This window comes from Streptomyces sp. DSM 41931, from assembly GCF_050271085.1.
Lineage (GTDB): Bacteria > Actinomycetota > Actinomycetes > Streptomycetales > Streptomycetaceae > Streptomyces > Streptomyces albogriseolus.
This window is the reverse complement of the sequence record NZ_CP189902.1, coordinates 5,330,238-5,347,407: the sequence shown is the minus strand read 5'-3', so window position 1 is coordinate 5,347,407 and position 17,170 is coordinate 5,330,238. Positions and strand designations below refer to the sequence as shown.

General features: G+C 73.1%; 14 protein-coding genes. 4 read left to right on the top strand and 10 right to left on the bottom strand.

Annotation, left to right across the window (positions count from 1 at the left end; genetic code table 11):
- Positions 1-73: 73 nt before the first annotated feature.
- On the bottom strand, positions 74-2,083 hold the full coding sequence (locus ACP7TJ_RS24710) for an ATP-dependent DNA helicase (RefSeq protein ID WP_367461128.1): 2,010 nt from the start codon (positions 2,081-2,083) through the stop codon (positions 74-76).
- Positions 2,084-2,445: 362 nt separating this feature from the next.
- On the opposite strand from ACP7TJ_RS24710, the gene ACP7TJ_RS24705 reads away from it, so the two are divergent.
- Together ACP7TJ_RS24705 and ACP7TJ_RS24700 are read left to right on the top strand one after the other, a co-directional pair.
- Positions 2,446-3,669, top strand: coding sequence for a trypsin-like serine peptidase (locus ACP7TJ_RS24705; RefSeq protein ID WP_427765390.1), 1,224 nt, complete (start codon positions 2,446-2,448; stop codon positions 3,667-3,669).
- Between the two features lie 101 nt (positions 3,670-3,770).
- Positions 3,771-4,979 carry a trypsin-like serine peptidase gene (locus ACP7TJ_RS24700; RefSeq protein WP_427765387.1) on the top strand — a complete coding sequence of 403 codons (1,209 nt, stop codon included), beginning with the start codon at positions 3,771-3,773 and terminating at the stop codon, positions 4,977-4,979.
- 72 nt (positions 4,980-5,051) lie between these two features.
- Here ACP7TJ_RS24700 and hflX read toward each other — a convergent pair whose 3' ends face one another.
- The 6 genes from hflX to miaA all read right to left on the bottom strand — a co-directional run bounded on the left by hflX (position 5,052) and on the right by miaA (position 13,571).
- Positions 5,052-6,545 carry a GTPase HflX gene (hflX, locus tag ACP7TJ_RS24695; protein ID WP_093765209.1) on the bottom strand — a complete coding sequence of 498 codons (1,494 nt, stop codon included), beginning with the start codon at positions 6,543-6,545 and terminating at the stop codon, positions 5,052-5,054.
- Positions 6,546-6,703: 158 nt separating this feature from the next.
- Positions 6,704-8,311: a M1 family metallopeptidase gene (locus ACP7TJ_RS24690; RefSeq protein ID WP_370165191.1), complete on the bottom strand. Its 1,608-nt coding sequence runs from the start codon at positions 8,309-8,311 to the stop codon at positions 6,704-6,706.
- A gap of 125 nt (positions 8,312-8,436) precedes the next feature.
- The gene (locus ACP7TJ_RS24685; protein ID WP_367495833.1) at positions 8,437-10,611 is read right to left on the bottom strand and encodes a RelA/SpoT family protein; all 2,175 of its coding nucleotides are present in this window, start codon (positions 10,609-10,611) and stop codon (positions 8,437-8,439) included.
- A 296-nt stretch (positions 10,612-10,907) separates the two neighbouring features.
- Positions 10,908-11,777, bottom strand: coding sequence for a diaminopimelate epimerase (gene dapF, locus ACP7TJ_RS24680; protein WP_367461122.1), 870 nt, complete (start codon positions 11,775-11,777; stop codon positions 10,908-10,910).
- Between the two features lie 243 nt (positions 11,778-12,020).
- Positions 12,021-12,524, bottom strand: a complete 504-nt coding sequence (locus ACP7TJ_RS24675) for a hypothetical protein (RefSeq protein WP_093765205.1) — start codon at positions 12,522-12,524, stop codon at positions 12,021-12,023.
- Between the two features lie 108 nt (positions 12,525-12,632).
- Positions 12,633-13,571: a tRNA (adenosine(37)-N6)-dimethylallyltransferase MiaA gene (miaA, locus tag ACP7TJ_RS24670; protein ID WP_228917949.1), complete on the bottom strand. Its 939-nt coding sequence runs from the start codon at positions 13,569-13,571 to the stop codon at positions 12,633-12,635.
- A 181-nt stretch (positions 13,572-13,752) separates the two neighbouring features.
- On the opposite strand from miaA, the gene ACP7TJ_RS24665 reads away from it, so the two are divergent.
- Together ACP7TJ_RS24665 and ACP7TJ_RS24660 are read left to right on the top strand one after the other, a co-directional pair.
- Complete coding sequence (locus ACP7TJ_RS24665) at positions 13,753-14,022, top strand: hypothetical protein (protein WP_367534332.1); 270 nt, start codon at positions 13,753-13,755, stop codon at positions 14,020-14,022.
- Positions 14,023-14,045: 23 nt separating this feature from the next.
- Positions 14,046-14,315, top strand: coding sequence for an antitoxin (locus ACP7TJ_RS24660; protein ID WP_367474054.1), 270 nt, complete (start codon positions 14,046-14,048; stop codon positions 14,313-14,315).
- 68 nt (positions 14,316-14,383) lie between these two features.
- On the opposite strand, the gene ACP7TJ_RS24655 is transcribed toward ACP7TJ_RS24660, so the two are convergent.
- The 3 genes from ACP7TJ_RS24655 to ACP7TJ_RS24645 all read right to left on the bottom strand — a co-directional run bounded on the left by ACP7TJ_RS24655 (position 14,384) and on the right by ACP7TJ_RS24645 (position 17,145).
- A complete protein-coding gene (locus ACP7TJ_RS24655; protein WP_093765201.1) occupies positions 14,384-15,097 on the bottom strand; it encodes a class III extradiol dioxygenase subunit B-like domain-containing protein in 714 nt (237 codons plus the stop codon).
- Positions 15,098-15,159: 62 nt separating this feature from the next.
- Positions 15,160-16,686 carry a tRNA (N6-isopentenyl adenosine(37)-C2)-methylthiotransferase MiaB gene (gene miaB, locus ACP7TJ_RS24650; protein WP_189910620.1) on the bottom strand — a complete coding sequence of 509 codons (1,527 nt, stop codon included), beginning with the start codon at positions 16,684-16,686 and terminating at the stop codon, positions 15,160-15,162.
- A 57-nt stretch (positions 16,687-16,743) separates the two neighbouring features.
- Positions 16,744-17,145, bottom strand: a complete 402-nt coding sequence (locus ACP7TJ_RS24645; RefSeq protein ID WP_189910619.1) for a MazG nucleotide pyrophosphohydrolase domain-containing protein — start codon at positions 17,143-17,145, stop codon at positions 16,744-16,746.
- Positions 17,146-17,170 lie beyond the last annotated feature (25 nt).

The window sequence follows — 17,170 nt, the reverse complement described above, 5'->3', positions numbered from 1 at the left end:
TCGCGCCCGCACGCGGGTCCTGCGGCTCGGCCGACGCACCCAGGGCCCCGCCCGCAACCCGGCGGCCCCCTTCCTACTCCGTCGCCGCGGCCTCCGTCTGCTTCGCCGCCGCGTCGATCGCCGCGAGGGACTTGCGCACCTGGTTGCGGTCCGTCGTGTACCAGAAGTCCGGCATCGAGGCCTTCAGATAGCTGCCGTAGCGGGCCGTCGCCAGACGGGGGTCGAGGACCGCGACCACGCCGCGGTCGCCCGAGGCGCGGACCAGGCGGCCCGCTCCCTGGGCCATCAGCAGCGCCGCGTGCGTCGCGGCGACCGCCATGAAGCCGTTGCCGCCCGCATCCTCCACGGCCTTCTGGCGGGCGCTCATCAGAGGGTCGTCCGGACGCGGGAAGGGAATCTTGTCCATGACCACCAGCTGGCAGCTCGGTCCGGGGACGTCCACGCCCTGCCACAGCGACAGCGTGCCGAAGAGGCACGTCCGCGGGTCCGCCGCGAAGTTCTTGATCAGCTCGCCGAGCGTCTCCTCGCCCTGGAGGAGGATCGGGTACTCCGGGATCCGCGACCGCAGCTCCTCCGCCGCGAGCTGGGCCCCCCGCATCGACGAGAACAGCCCCAGCGTGCGGCCCCCGGCCGCCTGGATCAGCTCCGTGAGCTCGTCCAGCATGTCCTTGCGGTCGCCGTCCCTGGCCGGGCGGGCCAGGTGCTTGGCGACGTACAGGATGCCCTGCCTGGGGTAGTCGAAGGGCGAGCCGACGTCCACGCCCTTCCACTGCGGGAGGTCGTCCCCCTCGGCGCCCTCGGGGCCGAGTCCCAGGGACGCCCCCACGCCGTTGAAGTCGCCGCCCAGCTTCAGCGTGGCGGACGTCAGCACGACCGAGCGGTCGGTGAACAGCTTCTCGCGCAGCAGCCCCGAGACCGACATGGGCGCGACCCGCAGCGAGGCCCCACTGTGCCGATATGCGGCTCCGCCGCGGGGCTCGTGCCGCTCGTACCAGACGACGTCCCACTCGCTGCCGTTGGTGATCCGCTCCGCCACGTCGTGGACGCTCTCCACCGAGGCCAGCGCCTGCTTGCGGACCGCGTCCTCGTCCTGGACCGACTTGTCGCGGGTGGAGCCGATCGCGGAGATCACCGTGCGGCACGCGTCGCGCAGCGCCATCAGCGCGTAGCCGAGGTCCTCCGGGATCTCCTCCAGCCGGCCGGGCAGGGCGAGCTCCATCAGCCGCTCGAAGCCCTCGGCGGCCGTCTGCAGCTGGTCGGCCGCCTTCTCGTTCACCAGCTTCGCCGCGCGCCGCACCGCGCGGTTCACCTGCCCCGGGGTGAGCTCGCCGGTGGCCACCCCGGTCACCCGGGAGACCAGCTCGTGCGCCTCGTCCACGATCAGCACCTCGTGCTGCGGCAGCACCGGCGCGCCCTCGATGGCGTCGATGGCGAGCAGCGCGTGATTGGTGACGATCACCTCGGCCAGCTTGGCGCGCTCGCGGGCCGCCTCAGCGAAGCACTCCGCGCCGTACGCGCACTTCGTGGCGCCCAGGCACTCCCGTGAGGACACCGACACCTGCGACCACGCCCGGTCGGACACGCCCGGCGTGAGGTCGTCCCGGTCGCCGGTCTCCGTCTCGTCGGACCAGTCGCGCAGCCGCAGCAGGTCCTGGCCCAGCTTGCTGGTGGGCGCGGCCGCCTCGAACTGGTCGAAGAGGCCCTCCTCCTCGTCCTGCGGGACGCCCTCGTGCAGCCGGTGCAGGCACAGGTAGTTCGACCGGCCCTTGAGCATGGCGAACTCCGGGCGCCGGCGCAGCAGCGGATGCAGCGCCTCCACCGTGCGCGGAAGGTCCCGCTCCACCAGCTGGCGCTGGAGCGCCAGGGTGGCCGTCGCCACGACGACCCTCTCTCCGTGCGCGAGCGCGGGCACCAGGTAGCCCAGGGACTTACCGGTGCCGGTGCCGGCCTGGACCAGCAGATGGGCGCCGTCGTCGATCGCTTCGGCGACGGCTTCGGCCATGGCCACCTGACCGGGGCGCTCCGTGCCGCCGACGGCAGTGACGGCAGCATGGAGGAGTTCGGGGAGTGAGGGCTGTGTCATAGCGCGACCAACCCTACGGCCCCCCACCGACAAACGTGCGACCACGCCGACGCGACCGCGGCGCCCGGCGCCCCGCGCCCGAAGCACCGCCCCCGCGCGCGACGCGCGAAAGGACCGCCGCCGCCTCCACGCCCCACGCCCCGCGCCCGCGCGCCGCCGCTCGACGAGCGGTCCGCGCACGACCGGCCAGGTCAGACGCCTTGTAGCCGAACCGTTGCCGTTCCGTCGGACGTCCCCCACGGCGAACGCCTAGTGTGTGGTGCCGTTGTCCCAAGCCGTCGGAGCAGCAGAGCGACTCGTCCGGGTCGGATGTGAAGACGGGCGTCGTACCACCATCGTTCATTCCAGGGGGAGTTCAGATCATGCGATCCATATGGCCGTCGTCCACCGCCCGCCGCGAGAGGGGACGGTCGCGCAGAACCTCCCCCGTGCTGGCGGCAGTTGCCCTCGCCTCCGCGCTCGCCCTGACCACCACCGCGTGCGAGTCGGGCGACACCGACGCGAGCGCGGACGCCTCCGCGACGGCCGCCGCCGACGACGGCAAGCTCAGGATCCCGGACGACATCGCCGACCGGCTCAAGGAGCACGGGATCGACCTCGACAAGTGGCGGGACGGCGCCTGGAAGAACTGGGACAAGGACACATGGCTGCGTGAGGCGCAGGACTTCGTCAACCCGATCATCGAGGACCTGTGGGACCCGGACCGCATGCGGGACGCCGACGAGCCCGACCAGCCCGAGGTGGACGAGAACGACATCTCCGGCGACCAGGGCGTCACCGACCCGACCCCGGAGCCGGTGCAGGCGAAGGCCGTGCCGCCGTCGTACCACGAGAACGCGCCCACCGCGGGGAAGGTCTTCTTCGACTCCCCCAAGGGCACGATGGTCTGCTCCGCGACGGTGGTCGAGGACCCGGCCAATCCCGGCAAGTCCAACATGGTGTGGACGGCGGGCCACTGCGTGCACGCGGGCAAGAAGGGCGGCTGGTACCGCAACATCGCCTTCGTGCCGTCGTACAACGACTCGGGCATGTCGGCGGAGGAGATCGCGGACGCCCCCAAGGAGGAGGTCGCTCCGTACGGTGTCTGGTGGGGTGACTGGGCGCAGACCTCGGACCAGTGGATCGAGCAGGGCGGTGCGACGGGCGGTGACGGCGCCTCGTACGACTTCGCCGTCATCCATGTGACGCCGGAGAAGGGTGGCGACGGCAAGTCGCTGGAGGAGACCGTCGGTTCGGCCCTGCCGGTGGACTTCGACGCGCCCGCCGTGCCGAAGATCGAGGAGATGACGGCGATCGGCTACCCGGCCGCCCCGCCGTACGACGGGCAGTCCCTGTACTCCTGCGAGGACAAGCCGGGCCGGCTGTCGCTGACCGCGAACGACCCGACGATGTACCGCATCGGGTGCAGCATGACCGCCGGTTCCTCCGGCGGCGGCTGGATCGCGGCCGGCCAGGACGGCAAGCCGGCGCTGGTCTCCAACACCTCCATCGGCCCGGTGACGACCGGCTGGCTGGCCGGGCCGCGGCTCGGCAAGGAGGCCAAGGGCGTCTACGACGCGGTCAGTGAGAAGTTCGCCGGCCGGTGACCGGACCGTCCGTCCCGGGTGGCGTCGCGCACCCGGGGCGGACGACGGAACACCGGAGCAGCGGCACACGAACTCTGAGTAGTGACGGGGGTCACCACAGCATGCGTACTTCCTCCACGTCCGTCCCGCGCCGGCGCGGGCGGCGGACCGCCCTCGCCGCGAGCGCGCTGCTCGCCGTGCTGGCGCTCACCGCGACCGCCTGCGGCGGGTCGGCGGAGAACAAGGCGACCGACCGGCCCGACGCCACGGCGAGCCGGGCCGGGGACGACGCGGGCGGCGAGGTCCGCGTCCCGGCCGACCTCGCCGACCGTCTGAAGGACCACGGCATCGACGTGGACCGCTGGCGGGACGGCGGCTGGAAGGACTGGGACAAGGACGAGTGGCTGCGCGAGGCGCGGGACTTCGTCAACCCGGTCATCGAGGGCCTCTGGAAGCCGGAGCGGATGCACTCCGCCGAGGAGGCCGAGAAGACGGTCACCACCAAGGACGCCTCCGTAGCCCAGGGGCTGAGCGATCCGGAGCCGGCGCCCGTGACCGCGGTCGCGGAGAAGACGCCGTACCACGAGAACGCCGCCCCGGTCGGGAAGGTGTTCTTCGACTCCCCCGAGGGCCCGGCCGTCTGCTCCGGCACGGTGATCAAGGACGTCAACCACCCGGGCAGGTCCAACCTCGTGTGGACCGCCGGGCACTGTGTGCACGCGGGCGCGAACGGCGGCTGGTACCGCAACATCGTCTTCGTCCCGGCCTACAACGACCACGGCCGGTCCGAGGCGGAGCTGAGCGGCGCGGACCCCTCCGAGATCGCCCCGTACGGCAACTGGTGGGCGGACTGGGCGTCGACCTCGAACGGCTGGATCCAGGGCGGCTCGGAGAGCGGCGGCGCCGGGGCGGCGTACGACTACGCCGTGCTGCACGTGCGGCCGGAGCAGGGCTCGCAGTCCCTGGAGGAGACCGTCGGCGCCGCGCTCGACGTGGACTTCTCCGGCCCGACCGCCGCGGAGGCGGGCACGACGGGCGCCTGGGGCTACCCGGCCGCGCCGCCGTACAACGGGCTGCGGATGTTCAAGTGCCTGGACACCCCGGGCCGCTTCTCGCTCGCCCCGAACCTGCCGGACATGTACCGCATCGGCTGCACCATGACCGGCGGCTCGTCCGGCGGCGGCTGGTTCCGGGTGGCCGGCGGCGAGACGATGCTGGTGTCCAACACCTCGATCGGCCCGCTGGACCACACCTGGCTCGCCGGCCCGCGGCTCGGCGCGGACGCCGAGGCGCTGTACCAGAACATGAGCAGGACCTACGGCGGCCGCTGAGCCGGACGCGACGAGGGCCCGCCCCCTGCGCTCGGCAGGGGGCGGGCCCTCGTCACATGTCCGCGGTCCGGGTCAGCCGGCCGGGGTGGGAACGTACGGCGCGAACTCCGCCGCCAGCTCCTCGTGCACCCGCACCTTGAGCAGCGTGCCCTCCGGGGTGTGCTCCTCGGAGATCACCTCGCCCTCGTCGTGCGCACGGGCGACCAGCTTGCCGTGGGTGTACGGCACGAGGGCCTCGATCTCCACCGACGGGTGGGGCAGCTCGCTGTCGATCAGGGCGAGCAGCTCCGGGATGCCCCGGCCGGTGCGGGCCGAGACGGCGATGGAGCGGGGCTCCACCCGCAGCAGCCGCTGCAGGGTCAGCGGGTCCGCCGCGTCCGCCTTGTTGATCACGACGATCTCGGGCACGTCGGTGGCGCCGACGTCCCGGATCACCTCGCGCACGGCGGCGAGCTGCTCCTCCGGGTTCGGGTGCGAGCCGTCCACCACGTGGAGGATCAGGTCGGAGTCGCCGACCTCCTCCATGGTGGAGCGGAACGCCTCGACCAGGTGGTGCGGCAGGTGCCGGACGAAGCCGACGGTGTCCGCCAGCGTGTACAGCCGTCCGCTGGGGGTCTCGGCCCGGCGCACGGTCGGGTCGAGGGTGGCGAACAGGGCGTTCTCCACCAGCACGCCCGCGCCGGTGAGGCGGTTCAGCAGCGAGGACTTGCCCGCGTTGGTGTAGCCCGCGATGGCCACGGACGGCACCTTGTTGCGCTTGCGCTCCTGGCGCTTGATCTCGCGGCCGGTCTTCATCTCCGCGATCTCCCGGCGCATCTTCGCCATCTTCTCGCGGATCCGGCGACGGTCCGTCTCGATCTTGGTCTCACCGGGACCACGGGTGGCGAGGCCGCCGCCCTTGCCGCCGCCCATCTGACGGGACAGCGACTGACCCCAGCCGCGCAGCCGCGGCAGCATGTACTGCATCTGCGCGAGCGCGACCTGCGCCTTGCCCTCTCGGGACTTGGCGTGCTGGGCGAAGATGTCGAGGATCAGGGCCGTACGGTCGATGACCTTGACCTTGACGACGTCCTCGAGGTGGATGAGCTGGCCCGGGCTGAGCTCACCGTCGCAGATGACGGTGTCCGCGCCCGAGTCGAGCACGATGTCGCGCAGCTCCTCGGCCTTGCCGGAGCCGATGTAGGTGGCCGCGTCCGGCTTGTCCCGGCGCTGGATCACGCCGTCGAGGACGAGGGCGCCCGCCGTCTCGGCGAGGGCGGCGAGCTCCGCCAGGGAGTTCTCGGCGTCCTGCGCGGTGCCCGAGGTCCACACCCCGACGAGCACGACGCGCTCCAGGCGGAGCTGCCGGTACTCGACCTCGGTGACGTCCTCGAGCTCGGTGGAGAGGCCGGCGACACGGCGCAGGGCCGCACGCTCGGAGCGGTCGAACTGGTCGCCGTCCCGCTCTCCGTCGATCTCGAGGCTCCAGGCGACGTCCTCTTCCATCAGGGCATCGGCCCGAAGACCCTCGGCGTGGCTGTGCGCGAAGCGCGTGGTGTCCTGGGAAGGGGAAGAAGAGGAGGTCATTGGGTCCTTACGTCGTTGGGTTGCCGTCTGCGGCGACGGATCCGGCCGGGAGGCCGTCCGTCACTGTCCACAACGTCCGGGTACCCCGGGAGATTCCCGTTTCCCCTGCCGCGCGGACCCGATGATGGTCGCACGGTACGGCCCGTCTCGTCACCGTGTTATTCCCCGCCCGCGTCCGGCCCGTGCCCGTGCGGGCCGGGCAGGTGCCCGTGCCGGTGCTCGCGGGTGTGGGGGCCGGGCTCCTCCGGCACGGCCCGCACGGAGGACCGCCAGTCGGGGTGGCCGGGCATCGGCGGGGTGGTGTCGTCGTACAGCCAGGGGTGCAGGAAGCCGGTGAGGTCGCGGCCGGCGGTCTCGGAGGCCAGCCGGACGAAGTCGGCGGTCGAGGCGTTGCCGTCGCGGTGCCGGACGACCCAGGCGCGCTCCAGCCGGTCGAACGCCTCCTGCCCGATCTCCTGGCGCAGGGCGTACAGCACCAGCGCGGCGCCGCCGTAGACGCCCGGGCGGAAGATACCGATCTTGCGGCCCGGCTCGGGCGGCTTCGGCGCGGCGGGCGGCCCTCCCGCGGCGCGCCAGCCGTCGGAGGACTCGTACGCGGTCCGCATCCGGGTCTCCAGGGACCTGCCGCCGCGCTCCTCGGCGTACAGCGCCTCGTACCAGGTGGCGTGCCCCTCGTTGAGCCACAGGTCGGCCCAGGTGCGGGGGCTGACGCTGTCGCCGAACCACTGGTGGGCCAGCTCGTGCACCATGATCGACTCGACGTACCAGGCGGGCAGGGCGGGGTCGGTGAACAGGTCGCGTTCGAAGAGGGAGAGCGTCTGGGTCTCCAGCGCGAAGCCGGTGGAGGCCTCGGCGAGCAGCAGGCCGTAGGTGGCGAAGGGGTAGCGGCCGACCCGGTCCTCCATCCAGGCGATCTGCGCCGGGGTCTTCGCCAGCCAGGGTTCGAGGACGGCGCGGTGCTCGGTGGGGACGACGTCCCGCAGGGGAAGGCCGTGCGGTCCGGTGCGGTGCAGCACGGTGGAGCGGCCGACGGACACCTGGGCGAGTTCGGTGGCCATGGGGTTGCGGGTCCGGTAGCGCCAGGTGGTGGTGGCGGGGGCGCGGTCGACGGCGGTGGGCAGGCCGTTGGCGACGGCGGTGTACCCCTCGGGGACGGTGATCCGGAAGGTGAACATCGCCTTGTCGGACGGGTGGTCGTTGCACGGGAACACCAGGTGGGCGGCGTCGGCCTGGTTGGCGAGCGCGAGGCCGTCGGCGGTGCGCACCCAGCCGCCCTCGCGGTCCCCCGGCCGGGGGTCGCTCGTGTGCCGGACGGTGATGCGCACCGGCTCGCCCGGGTCGAGGTCGTCGTCGGGGGTGATCACCAGGTCCTCGCCCGCGCCGGTGAAGACGGCCGGTTCGCCGTCGACCTCGACGGAGCGGACCGTGCCGTGGGCGAAGTCGAGGTTGATCCGGTCCAGCTCGGCGGTGATCCGGGCGTCGATGGTGGTGACGGCGTCGAGCGGCTGGTCGTTGCTGCCGGAATAGGTGAGGTCCAGGTCGTACGCCTGCACGTCGTAGCCGGGGTTGCCGAGGTGCGGGAAGAGCGGGTCGCCGATGCCGAGCGGCTCGGCGGGGGCGCTCGCGGCGACCAGGCAGACGCCGACGGCGGAGGCGAGCAGGGCCTGGGCGGTGCGGCGGCGGGCGCGGGGCGCCGGGCGTCGGGGGGTCCGCGGGGCGGGGTGGCGGGAGGTGAGCGGAGCGGGGTGGCGGGAGGTGAGCGGCATGCCTCACGGCTATCAGCGCGGGCGGGCGGCGCTGCGGCGGCGCGCTCCCGACCCACCCGATCGGGTAATCACACCGCAGGGGTCTGTGCGCCGGGTGCCGTCACCGGGCGCTCCCGGGGGCGTTCTCAGACGCCCGGCGCCTGCGGCTGCGCCCGGCTCACGTCGTACACGCCCGCCACGTTGCGCATGGCGCGCATCAGGGCGGGCAGCTGGGCGGCGTCCGGGAGCTGCACGGTGTAGGTGTGGCGCACCTGCTGCCGGTCCGGCGGTTCGACGGTCGCGGAGACGATCTCGGCGCCCTCCGTGGCCATCGCCTCGGTGAGGTCCGCGAGCAGATGCGGCCGGACGAACGACTCCGCCACCAGCGTGACCCGGCACTCCGCGCCCTCGCCCCAGCGCACGCCGACCTCCGTGCGCCCCGCGCTCTTCATCCGCACCACCGCCGGACACTCCGTCCGGTGCACGGTGACCGCTCCCCCGCGCACCGCGAACCCGGTGACCTCGTCGGGCGGTACGGGCGTGCAGCAGCCGGCCAGCCGTACGGTCGCGCCGTCCCGGTCGGCCAGCACCTGGGCGGCGGCGGGACGCCCGGGGGCGGTGTCGTCGGCGCCGGAGGGCTGGGGGGTCTCCGTACCGGGCGGCCGAGGGGGCTCGACGTCGTCCGCGAGGGAGCGCGCGTCGCTCTCCTCGGCGCTGGGGTGGGCGGCGAGCCACCGCTGGATGGCGATGCGGGCCGCCGGGGTGGTCGCGTGGTCCAGCCACTCCCGGGACGGCGCGGAGGCCGCGTCCTGGTCCATGAGGAGCTGGACGGTGTCCCCGTCCTTGAGCACGGTGCTGAGCGTGGCCAGCCGTCCGTTGACGCGGGCGCCGATGCAGGCGTGGGCGTCCTCGCCGTACTGGGCATAGGCGGCGTCCACGCAGGTCGCCCCCTCGGGCAGGCCGAGGGTGCCGCCGTCGGGGCGGAAGACGGTGATCTCCCGGTCCTGGGCGAGATCCTCGCGGAGCGTGGACCAGAAGGTGTCGGGGTCGGGCGCGGCCTGCTGCCATGCGAGCAGCCGGGACAGCCAGCCGGGGCGGGTCGGGTCGACGCGTTCGCCGTCGCCCCCGGACTGCTCCTCCGGCGGGGCGGCGTAGGGGTTGCCGAGGGCGACGACGCCGGCCTCGGCGACCTTGTGCATCTGGTGGGTGCGGATGAGGACTTCGACGACCTGGCCGTCGTCGCCGGCCACCGCGGTGTGCAGCGACTGGTACAGGTTGAACTTGGGGACGGCGATGAAGTCCTTGAACTCCGAGACCACCGGCGTCATACAGGTGTGCAGCTCGCCCAGCACGGCGTAGCAGTCGGCGTCCTCGTTCACCAGCACCAGCAGCCGGCCGAAGTCGGCGCCGCGCAGCGGGCCGCGCTTGCGGGACACGCGGTGCACGGAGACGAAGTGCCGTGGCCGGATGAGGACTTCGGCCGGGATGTCGGCCTCCTGGAGCACCTTGCGCACGTCGTCGGCGACGTCGGCGAGCGGGTCGTCCTCGCGGGCGGCGTTGCGGAGGATCAACTCGCGGGTCTTGTCGTACTCCTCGGGGTGGAGGATCGCGAAGACCAGGTCCTCCAGCTCCGTCTTGAGCGCCTGGACGCCGAGGCGTTCGGCGAGGGGGATGAGCACGTCACGTGTCACCTTGGCGATGCGTTCCTGCTTGGCGGGGCGCATCACACCGAGGGTGCGCATGTTGTGCAGCCGGTCGGCGAGTTTGATCGACATCACGCGGACGTCGTTGCCGGTGGCGACGAGCATCTTGCGGAAGGTCTCGGGCTCGGCGGCGGCGCCGTAGTCGACCTTCTCCAACTTGGTGACGCCGTCGACGAGATAGCGCACCTCCTCGCCGAACTCCTCGCCCACCTGGTCGAGCGTCACATCGGTGTCCTCGACGGTGTCGTGCAGCAGCGAGGCGGTCAACGTCGTCGTCTCGGCGCCGAGTTCGGCCAGGATCAGGGTGACGGCGAGCGGGTGGGTGATGTACGGCTCGCCGCTCTTGCGCATCTGCCCGCGGTGCGAGGACTCCGCGAGGAGGTAGGCGCGGCGCAGCGGTTCGAGGTCGGCGTCGGGGTGGTGGGCGCGGTGGGCCTCGACGACGTGGCCGATGGCGTCCGGCAGCCGGTCGCGGGCGGAGGACGACCCCAGCAGGGCGGCGCGGCCCAGCCGGCGCAGGTCGAGCCGGGGGCGGGACTTGCGGCGCGTCCCGGCCGGTGTGACGTGACCCGGTGCGAGCGGGCCCGGGGTCGCAGGTTTCGCGGCCTCCGCGTTCATGAGCACCTCCGGCTGCGTGGATCCGGCGGACGGCGCCCCAGGGCGGACTCGGGCCTGGGGGACGGCGTGGATCCCCCGTCCGGGCCGGTGCTTGATGCTATCCAGCCGCACGGGGTCCAACCGGCCGCCTCCGGCCGACCGTGAAACGGATCACTCCAAAGAGCGACGGGCCGTGCATGGTCGTTTTCACGCCATCGGATGGATGGCGAGCCATGACCTCGAAGCCCCCCACCCGCCCCGGCCTGCGGATCGACGGCGGGGAGGGCCGGAGGGCGAGTGATCGTACAGCGCACCGTTCAGCCTAGGGCGTTCTCCAGCCACTCGGCCTCGATCGCGCCCTCGGCGACGATGACCGCGGGACCGGTCATCTCGATCCGGCCGTCCGGCTGTTCGGTGATCACGAGCGTGCCGCCGGGGAGGTCCACGGTGTACGTCACCGGCAGGCCGGTCTCGCGCGGGTCGACGCCGTCGCGGCGGGCGGCGGCCACGGCGACGGCGCATGCCCCGGTGCCGCAAGAGCGGGTCTCGCCGACCCCGCGCTCGTGCACGCGCATCGCGACGTGCCGGGGGCCTCGGTCGACGACGAACTCCACGTTCACGCCGTCCGGGTAGGCGGCGGCCGGGGCGAAGGAGGGCGCGGTGAACAGGCCGCCCGCGTCGGCCAGATCGGCGACGAAGGCCACGGCGTGCGGGTTGCCCATGTTGACGTTGCGCGCGGGCCAGCTGCGCTCGCCGACGGCCACGGTGACGTCGCCCTCGGGGAGGACCGCGCAGCCCATGCCGACGGTGATGTCGCCGTCCTTGGCGATGTGCACGGTCTTCACGCCGCCGCGTGTGGCGATCGCGAGGTCGCCCTCGCCGACGTGCCCGGCGTGCTGGAGGTAGCGGGCGAAGACGCGCACGCCGTTGCCGCACATCTCGGCGACGGATCCGTCGCCGTTGCGGTAGTCCATGAACCACTCGGCCTCGTCCGCCATGGACCGCGCCTGGGGATGCTCCGCGGACCGCACGACGTGCAGCAGCCCGTCGCCCCCGATCCCCGCGCGCCGGTCGCACAGGGCGGCGACGGCCGCCGCCGACAGCTCGACGGCGTTCTCCGGGTCCGGCACGATCACGAAGTCGTTCTCCGTGCCGTGCCCCTTGAGGAAGGCGATCCGCGTGCTCATTCCTCGATCCTACGGGGTGGGCGCGGGCCGGCGTCGCCGCCTGTGGACGGCGGCAGGGGACGGGCGCGCGCAGCGCGGAGATCGCAGGGACCGGCGCGGGCGGCCGTGCCCTCGCGAGGGTCGGCGCGAGCCGAGCCGCGGGGCCGGCGCGGACGACCGCGGCGGTTCGGCACAGGCGACCGGAAGGGGCGTGGGTCGCGGGATCGCGGAGGGCGTGAAGGGAGCCCGCCGCGCCGCGGGAACTCAGCGCAGGCGCGCCACGCGCCAGACCGCGAGGGCCACCACCGCCGCGACCATCACCGCGTACGCGGCCACCACGCGCCAGTCGGATGTGCGGTCCGAGCCGCGGGCGGAGAGGCCCGGCCAGGTGTAGCCGACCTTGCGGGCGGCCATCATGCCCCAGCCCGCCGCGCAGGAGCAGATCAGCAGGCCCAGCATGGCGATCACCGCACCGCTGTCGCCGAAGTCGAAGGCGAGCGGGAAGGCGAACATCAGTGAGCCGAGCGCGCCGAGGCCGACGATCGGGGCGAGCTGCCAGACCCGCAGACGGCGCTGCGGGCGCAGCTCGACCTCGACCTCGTCCCCGCCGGCGAACATCTCCTCCGGCTCGGGACCGTCGTCGGTCACACCGCCCTGCGTCTCCTCGGGCCCGTCAGGGCTGAGACGCCCGGCCTCCGGCTCCGAGGCATCCCGCTCGGTGGTGAGGTGCTCGGTGCTGTGTGCGGTGTCGCGAGGGCCGGCCTCCATCGCCACGCGCCCTCCCAACTTAGGACTCCACTGGTCGATCGAAGCTTGATGATGGCACGGCGTCACAGGCCCGGATGACGGCCTGGGCGTCCCGATGCCAGGACGTGATCAGGCTGTAACCGGTCGTTCGACCAACGACATCGCGAGCTGCGGAAGTTCCCCGAGGTCCGCCGCGGCCCCACTCAACCAGTGCACCCGCGGATCGCGCCTGAACCATGCATCCTGACGGCGCGCGAAGCGCTTGGTGGCACGGACGGTCTCGGCCCGTGCCTCCTCCAGGGTGCACTCGCCGGCGAGGGCGGCGAGCACCTGCTGGTAGCCGAGGGCGCGCGACGCCGTACGCCCCTCGCGCAACCCCTGCGCCTCGAGTGCGCGCACTTCCTCGACGAGACCCGCCTCCCACATCCGGTCGACCCGGCGGGCGATGCGCTCGTCCAGTTCGGGGCGGGCCACGTCGACGCCGATCTGGAGCGTGTCGTAGACCGAGTCGTGGCCGGGGAGGTTGGCGGTGAAGGGCCGCCCGGTGATCTCGATGACCTCCAGCGCGCGGACGATGCGGCGGCCGTTGCTCGGCAGGATCGCGCGGGCGGCGTCGGGGTCGGCCGCGGCGAGCCGGGCGTGCAGCGCGCCGGGTCCGCGCAGGGCCAGCTCCTCCTCCAGGCGCGCCCGGACCTCCGGGTCGGTGCCGGGGAACTCCAGGTTGTCGACGGCCCCGCGGACGTACAGACCGGAGCCGCCGACCAGGATCGGCCAGCGTCGGGCGGCGAGCAGGGCGTCGATCCGCTCCCGGGCCATCCGCTGGTACTCGGCCACGGAGGCGGTCTCGGTGACGTCCCAGACGTCGAGCAGGTGGTGCGGGACGCCGCCGCGCTCCTCGGGCGTCAGCTTGGCGGTGCCGATGTCCATCCCCCGGTAGAGCTGCATGGAGTCGGCGTTGACGACCTCACCACCCAGCCGCTGGGCGAGAAAGACACCCAGATCGGACTTTCCGGCCGCAGTGGGACCGACGACGGCGATGACGCGGGGGGCGTGGGGTGCGCTGCTCACCGATCCAGTCTCCCAAACCTCGGGGGCCGCTCTCGATCGGGTTACGTGACGCGGGGTCGGCCTGGTCGTTGCCCGTTCGAGGTTCCTGCCGCCGGATCGCGGCGGCGCTCGCCCGGCTCACACGGATGGACACACCGGGCTACGCGGAATTTCGCCCGCACGAGTAACGTATGGAGTTGATATGGGCGTTTTTGCACGACTTTTTCGGAGGTCGAGGACCACGGGAGAGACAGCGGCGGCCGAGGCCCGGACCGACGGGGAGAAGACCGGGACCGGTACGGACGACACGACGACGCCTGAGCCCGAGGCCGCGGCCGACGAGCCGAAGGCGGCTTCCGAGGCCCCGGTGAAGGAGTCCGACGAGGCCACCGTCACGGAGAGCGTCGACATCCCGAAGCAGCAGTCCGGCAAGGCCGCCGACACCGAGGCCGGCGAGGGCGCCCGCACGTAACGTGCCGCGAGGGAAGGTACATCATGGGTCTCCTGGACAATTTCAAGGCCAAGCTCGGCCCCGCCAAGGACAAGGTCTCCGGCCTCGCGCAGCAGCACGAGGGCAAGATCCAGCACGGCCTGGAGAAGGCGGCGCACACCGTCGACCGAGGGACCAAGGGCAAGTACAGCGACAGGATCCAGTCGGGCACGGGAAAGGCCAAGGAGGCCGTGGACCGTTTCGCACACAAGAACGACCCCGGTTCGGACGCGGGCGGCACCACGCCGCCGGCCGGACCGCCGCCCGCCTCCTGAGCGGCACGCACGGCGGACGGCCGGGGCGACCTGCCCCGGCCGTCCGCCGTGCGTTCACGTGTGCGCGTCTACGACCAGGTGGCCACGACGTATCCCACGCCGTAGGGGGCGTCCTCGTGGAGCAGCGCGCCCGACAGACCGGCGTCGCCCTCGGCCGCTCCGGCCAGCACCTGCCAGGGCGCGCGGCCGGACGCCTTCAGCTCGCGCGCCAGCCCGGCGTCCAGCGCGCCCAGGGCCGCCGTGTCGGCCGAGCCGAGCGCGCGGGCGATCTCCGCGTCGAAGGGCGCCGCTCGCCCGTCCAGGTAGCCGGGCGCCTTCTGGGTGCGGCAGGCGCTCGCGTCGCCCATCACCAGCAGCGCCACCCGGTCCGCCCGGCCCGCCAGCCGCCGCCCCTCCGCGAGGCACGCGTCGGGCGCCAGGCGCTCCCCCACACCCCGCCCCTCGACGGGGGCGTCGGCCCACCCGGTCCGCCCCAGCAGCCAGGCGCCCACGGCGAGCCCGTACGGCAGTTCCCCGCCGGCCGCGCCGTCGCCCTCCCCCAGCCGTACGTCCAGGTCGACGCCGAAGCCGCGGAAGGAACCCTGGGTTCCGGCGGGGTAGCCGTACGTCCCGGCACCGTCGTCCGGGCCCACGACCACCAGCAGGTCGGGCCGGGCGGCGGCGAGCACGCCGAGCGCGTCCGTGCAGGCGGCGCGCGCGGCGTCCAGCTCCGGGGCGGCGCCGGCGGCGACCTCGGGCACGAGCAGCGGCGGGCAGGGGCAGGCTGCGGCGGCGACAAGCATGATCAGCAGCCTACTGCGGCCGTACGGACCCGCCCGTCGGGGCGGGTCCGCGGAGAGCGACGTCAGTCGACGGCGCAGCCGCCGCTGACCGCCGGCAGCGGCTCGGGCACGCCCACCTTGGGCAGGCCGAGCAGCACGCCCGCGGGCTTGGCCGCCTTCTCGGCGGTGCGCTTCTCCCAGGCGTCGCCCGCGCGGGTGCGGCGCACGTCGAGGACGGGGCCCTCGGCGAGGAGGTGGTGCGGGGCCGCGTAGGTCACCTCGACGGTGACCACGTCACCGGGGCGGACCTCCTGGTCGGGCTTGGTGAAGTGCACCAGGCGGCTGTCGGGGGCGCGCCCGGAGAGGCGGTGGGTGGTCTCGTCCTTGCGGCCCTCGCCCTCGGCGACCATCAGCTCCAGCGTGCGGCCGACCTGCTTCTTGTTCTCCTCCCAGGAGATCTCCTCCTGGAGGGCGACGAGACGCTCGTAGCGCTCCTGGACGACCTTCTTGGGGATCTGCCCGTCCATCTCGGCGGCCGGGGTGCCGGGCCGCTTGGAGTACTGGAAGGTGAACGCCTGGGCGAAGCGGGCCTCCCGGACGACGTGCAGCGTCTGCTGGAAGTCCTCCTCGGTCTCGCCGGGGAAGCCCACGATGATGTCGGTGCTGATCGCCGCGTGCGGGATGGCGGCGCGGACCTTCTCGATGATCCCGAGGAAGCGCTCCTGCCGGTAGGAGCGGCGCATCGCCTTGAGAACCGGGTCGGAGCCGGACTGCAGCGGCATGTGGAGCTGCGGCATCACGTTGGGCGTCTCGGCCATGGCGGCGATGACGTCGTCGGTGAAGTCGCGGGGGTGCGGGGAGGTGAAGCGGACCCGCTCCAGGCCGTCGATCTTCCCGCAGGCGCGCAGCAGCTTGCTGAAGGCCTCGCGGTCGCCGATGTCGGAGCCGTAGGCGTTGACGTTCTGGCCGAGCAGGGTGACCTCGGAGACGCCCTCGGCGACCAGCGCCTCGATCTCGGCGAGGATGTCGCCGGGGCGGCGGTCCTTCTCCTTGCCGCGCAGGGCGGGGACGATGCAGAAGGTGCAGGTGTTGTTGCAGCCGACGGAGATCGACACCCAGGCCGCGTAGGCGCTCTCGCGGCGGGTGGGCAGCGTGGAGGGGAACGCCTCCAGCGACTCGGCGATCTCGACCTGTGCCTCCTCCTGGACGCGGGCGCGCTCCAGCAGCACCGGCAGCTTGCCGATGTTGTGCGTGCCGAAGACGACGTCCACCCAGGGGGCGCGCTTGACGATGGTGTCGCGGTCCTTCTGCGCGAGGCAGCCGCCGACCGCGATCTGCATGCCGGGGCGGCTCGCCTTCTTCGGGGCGAGGTGGCCGAGGTTGCCGTACAGCTTGTTGTCGGCGTTCTCGCGCACGGCGCAGGTGTTGAACACGACGACGTCGGCCTCGCCGTCGGAGCCCTCGGGGGCGCGGACGTACCCGGCGTCCTCCAGCAGCCCGGCGAGGCGCTCGGAGTCGTGGACGTTCATCTGACACCCGTAGGTGCGAATCTCGTAGGTCCTGGTCGAGAGAACGTCCACGGCGGGGCTCCGGTCACTGCTGCTGGTCATGGCAACAAGGGTAGGCGTTTCCCGGAGCGGTTCCGCCCGGTGTTCCCCCTCCGCCCTCTACGGTCGGCCCGGCCACCCCTGCCGCCGCAGCACCGCCCCCACGTCCGGCGCCTCGTAGTGGCCGCCCTTGAGGACCTTGCCGTCGGCGCGGCGGCTCACCTGGCCGTCGGGTCCCCGCTTGGTCATGTTGGAGCGGTGGATCTCGGCGATGACCGCGTCGAGGTCGATGCCGTGGACCAGGGCGGTGCCGTAGGCGACGTAGACGACGTCGGCCAGTTCGTGGGCGAGCCGGTCGAGCGGGCCGGTGACCGACACCTCGGCGGCCTCTCTCGCCTCCTCCGCGAGCAGCTCGCCGCGGTGGGCGGCGAGGTCCGGCGGAATCTCGGCCGGGGTGTCGCGGACATCCAGCCCGAAGGCACGGTGGAACTCTCGGACCAGGTCGGCGGGGGACGTACTCATGGCGGGGACTGTAACGGCCGGCTCG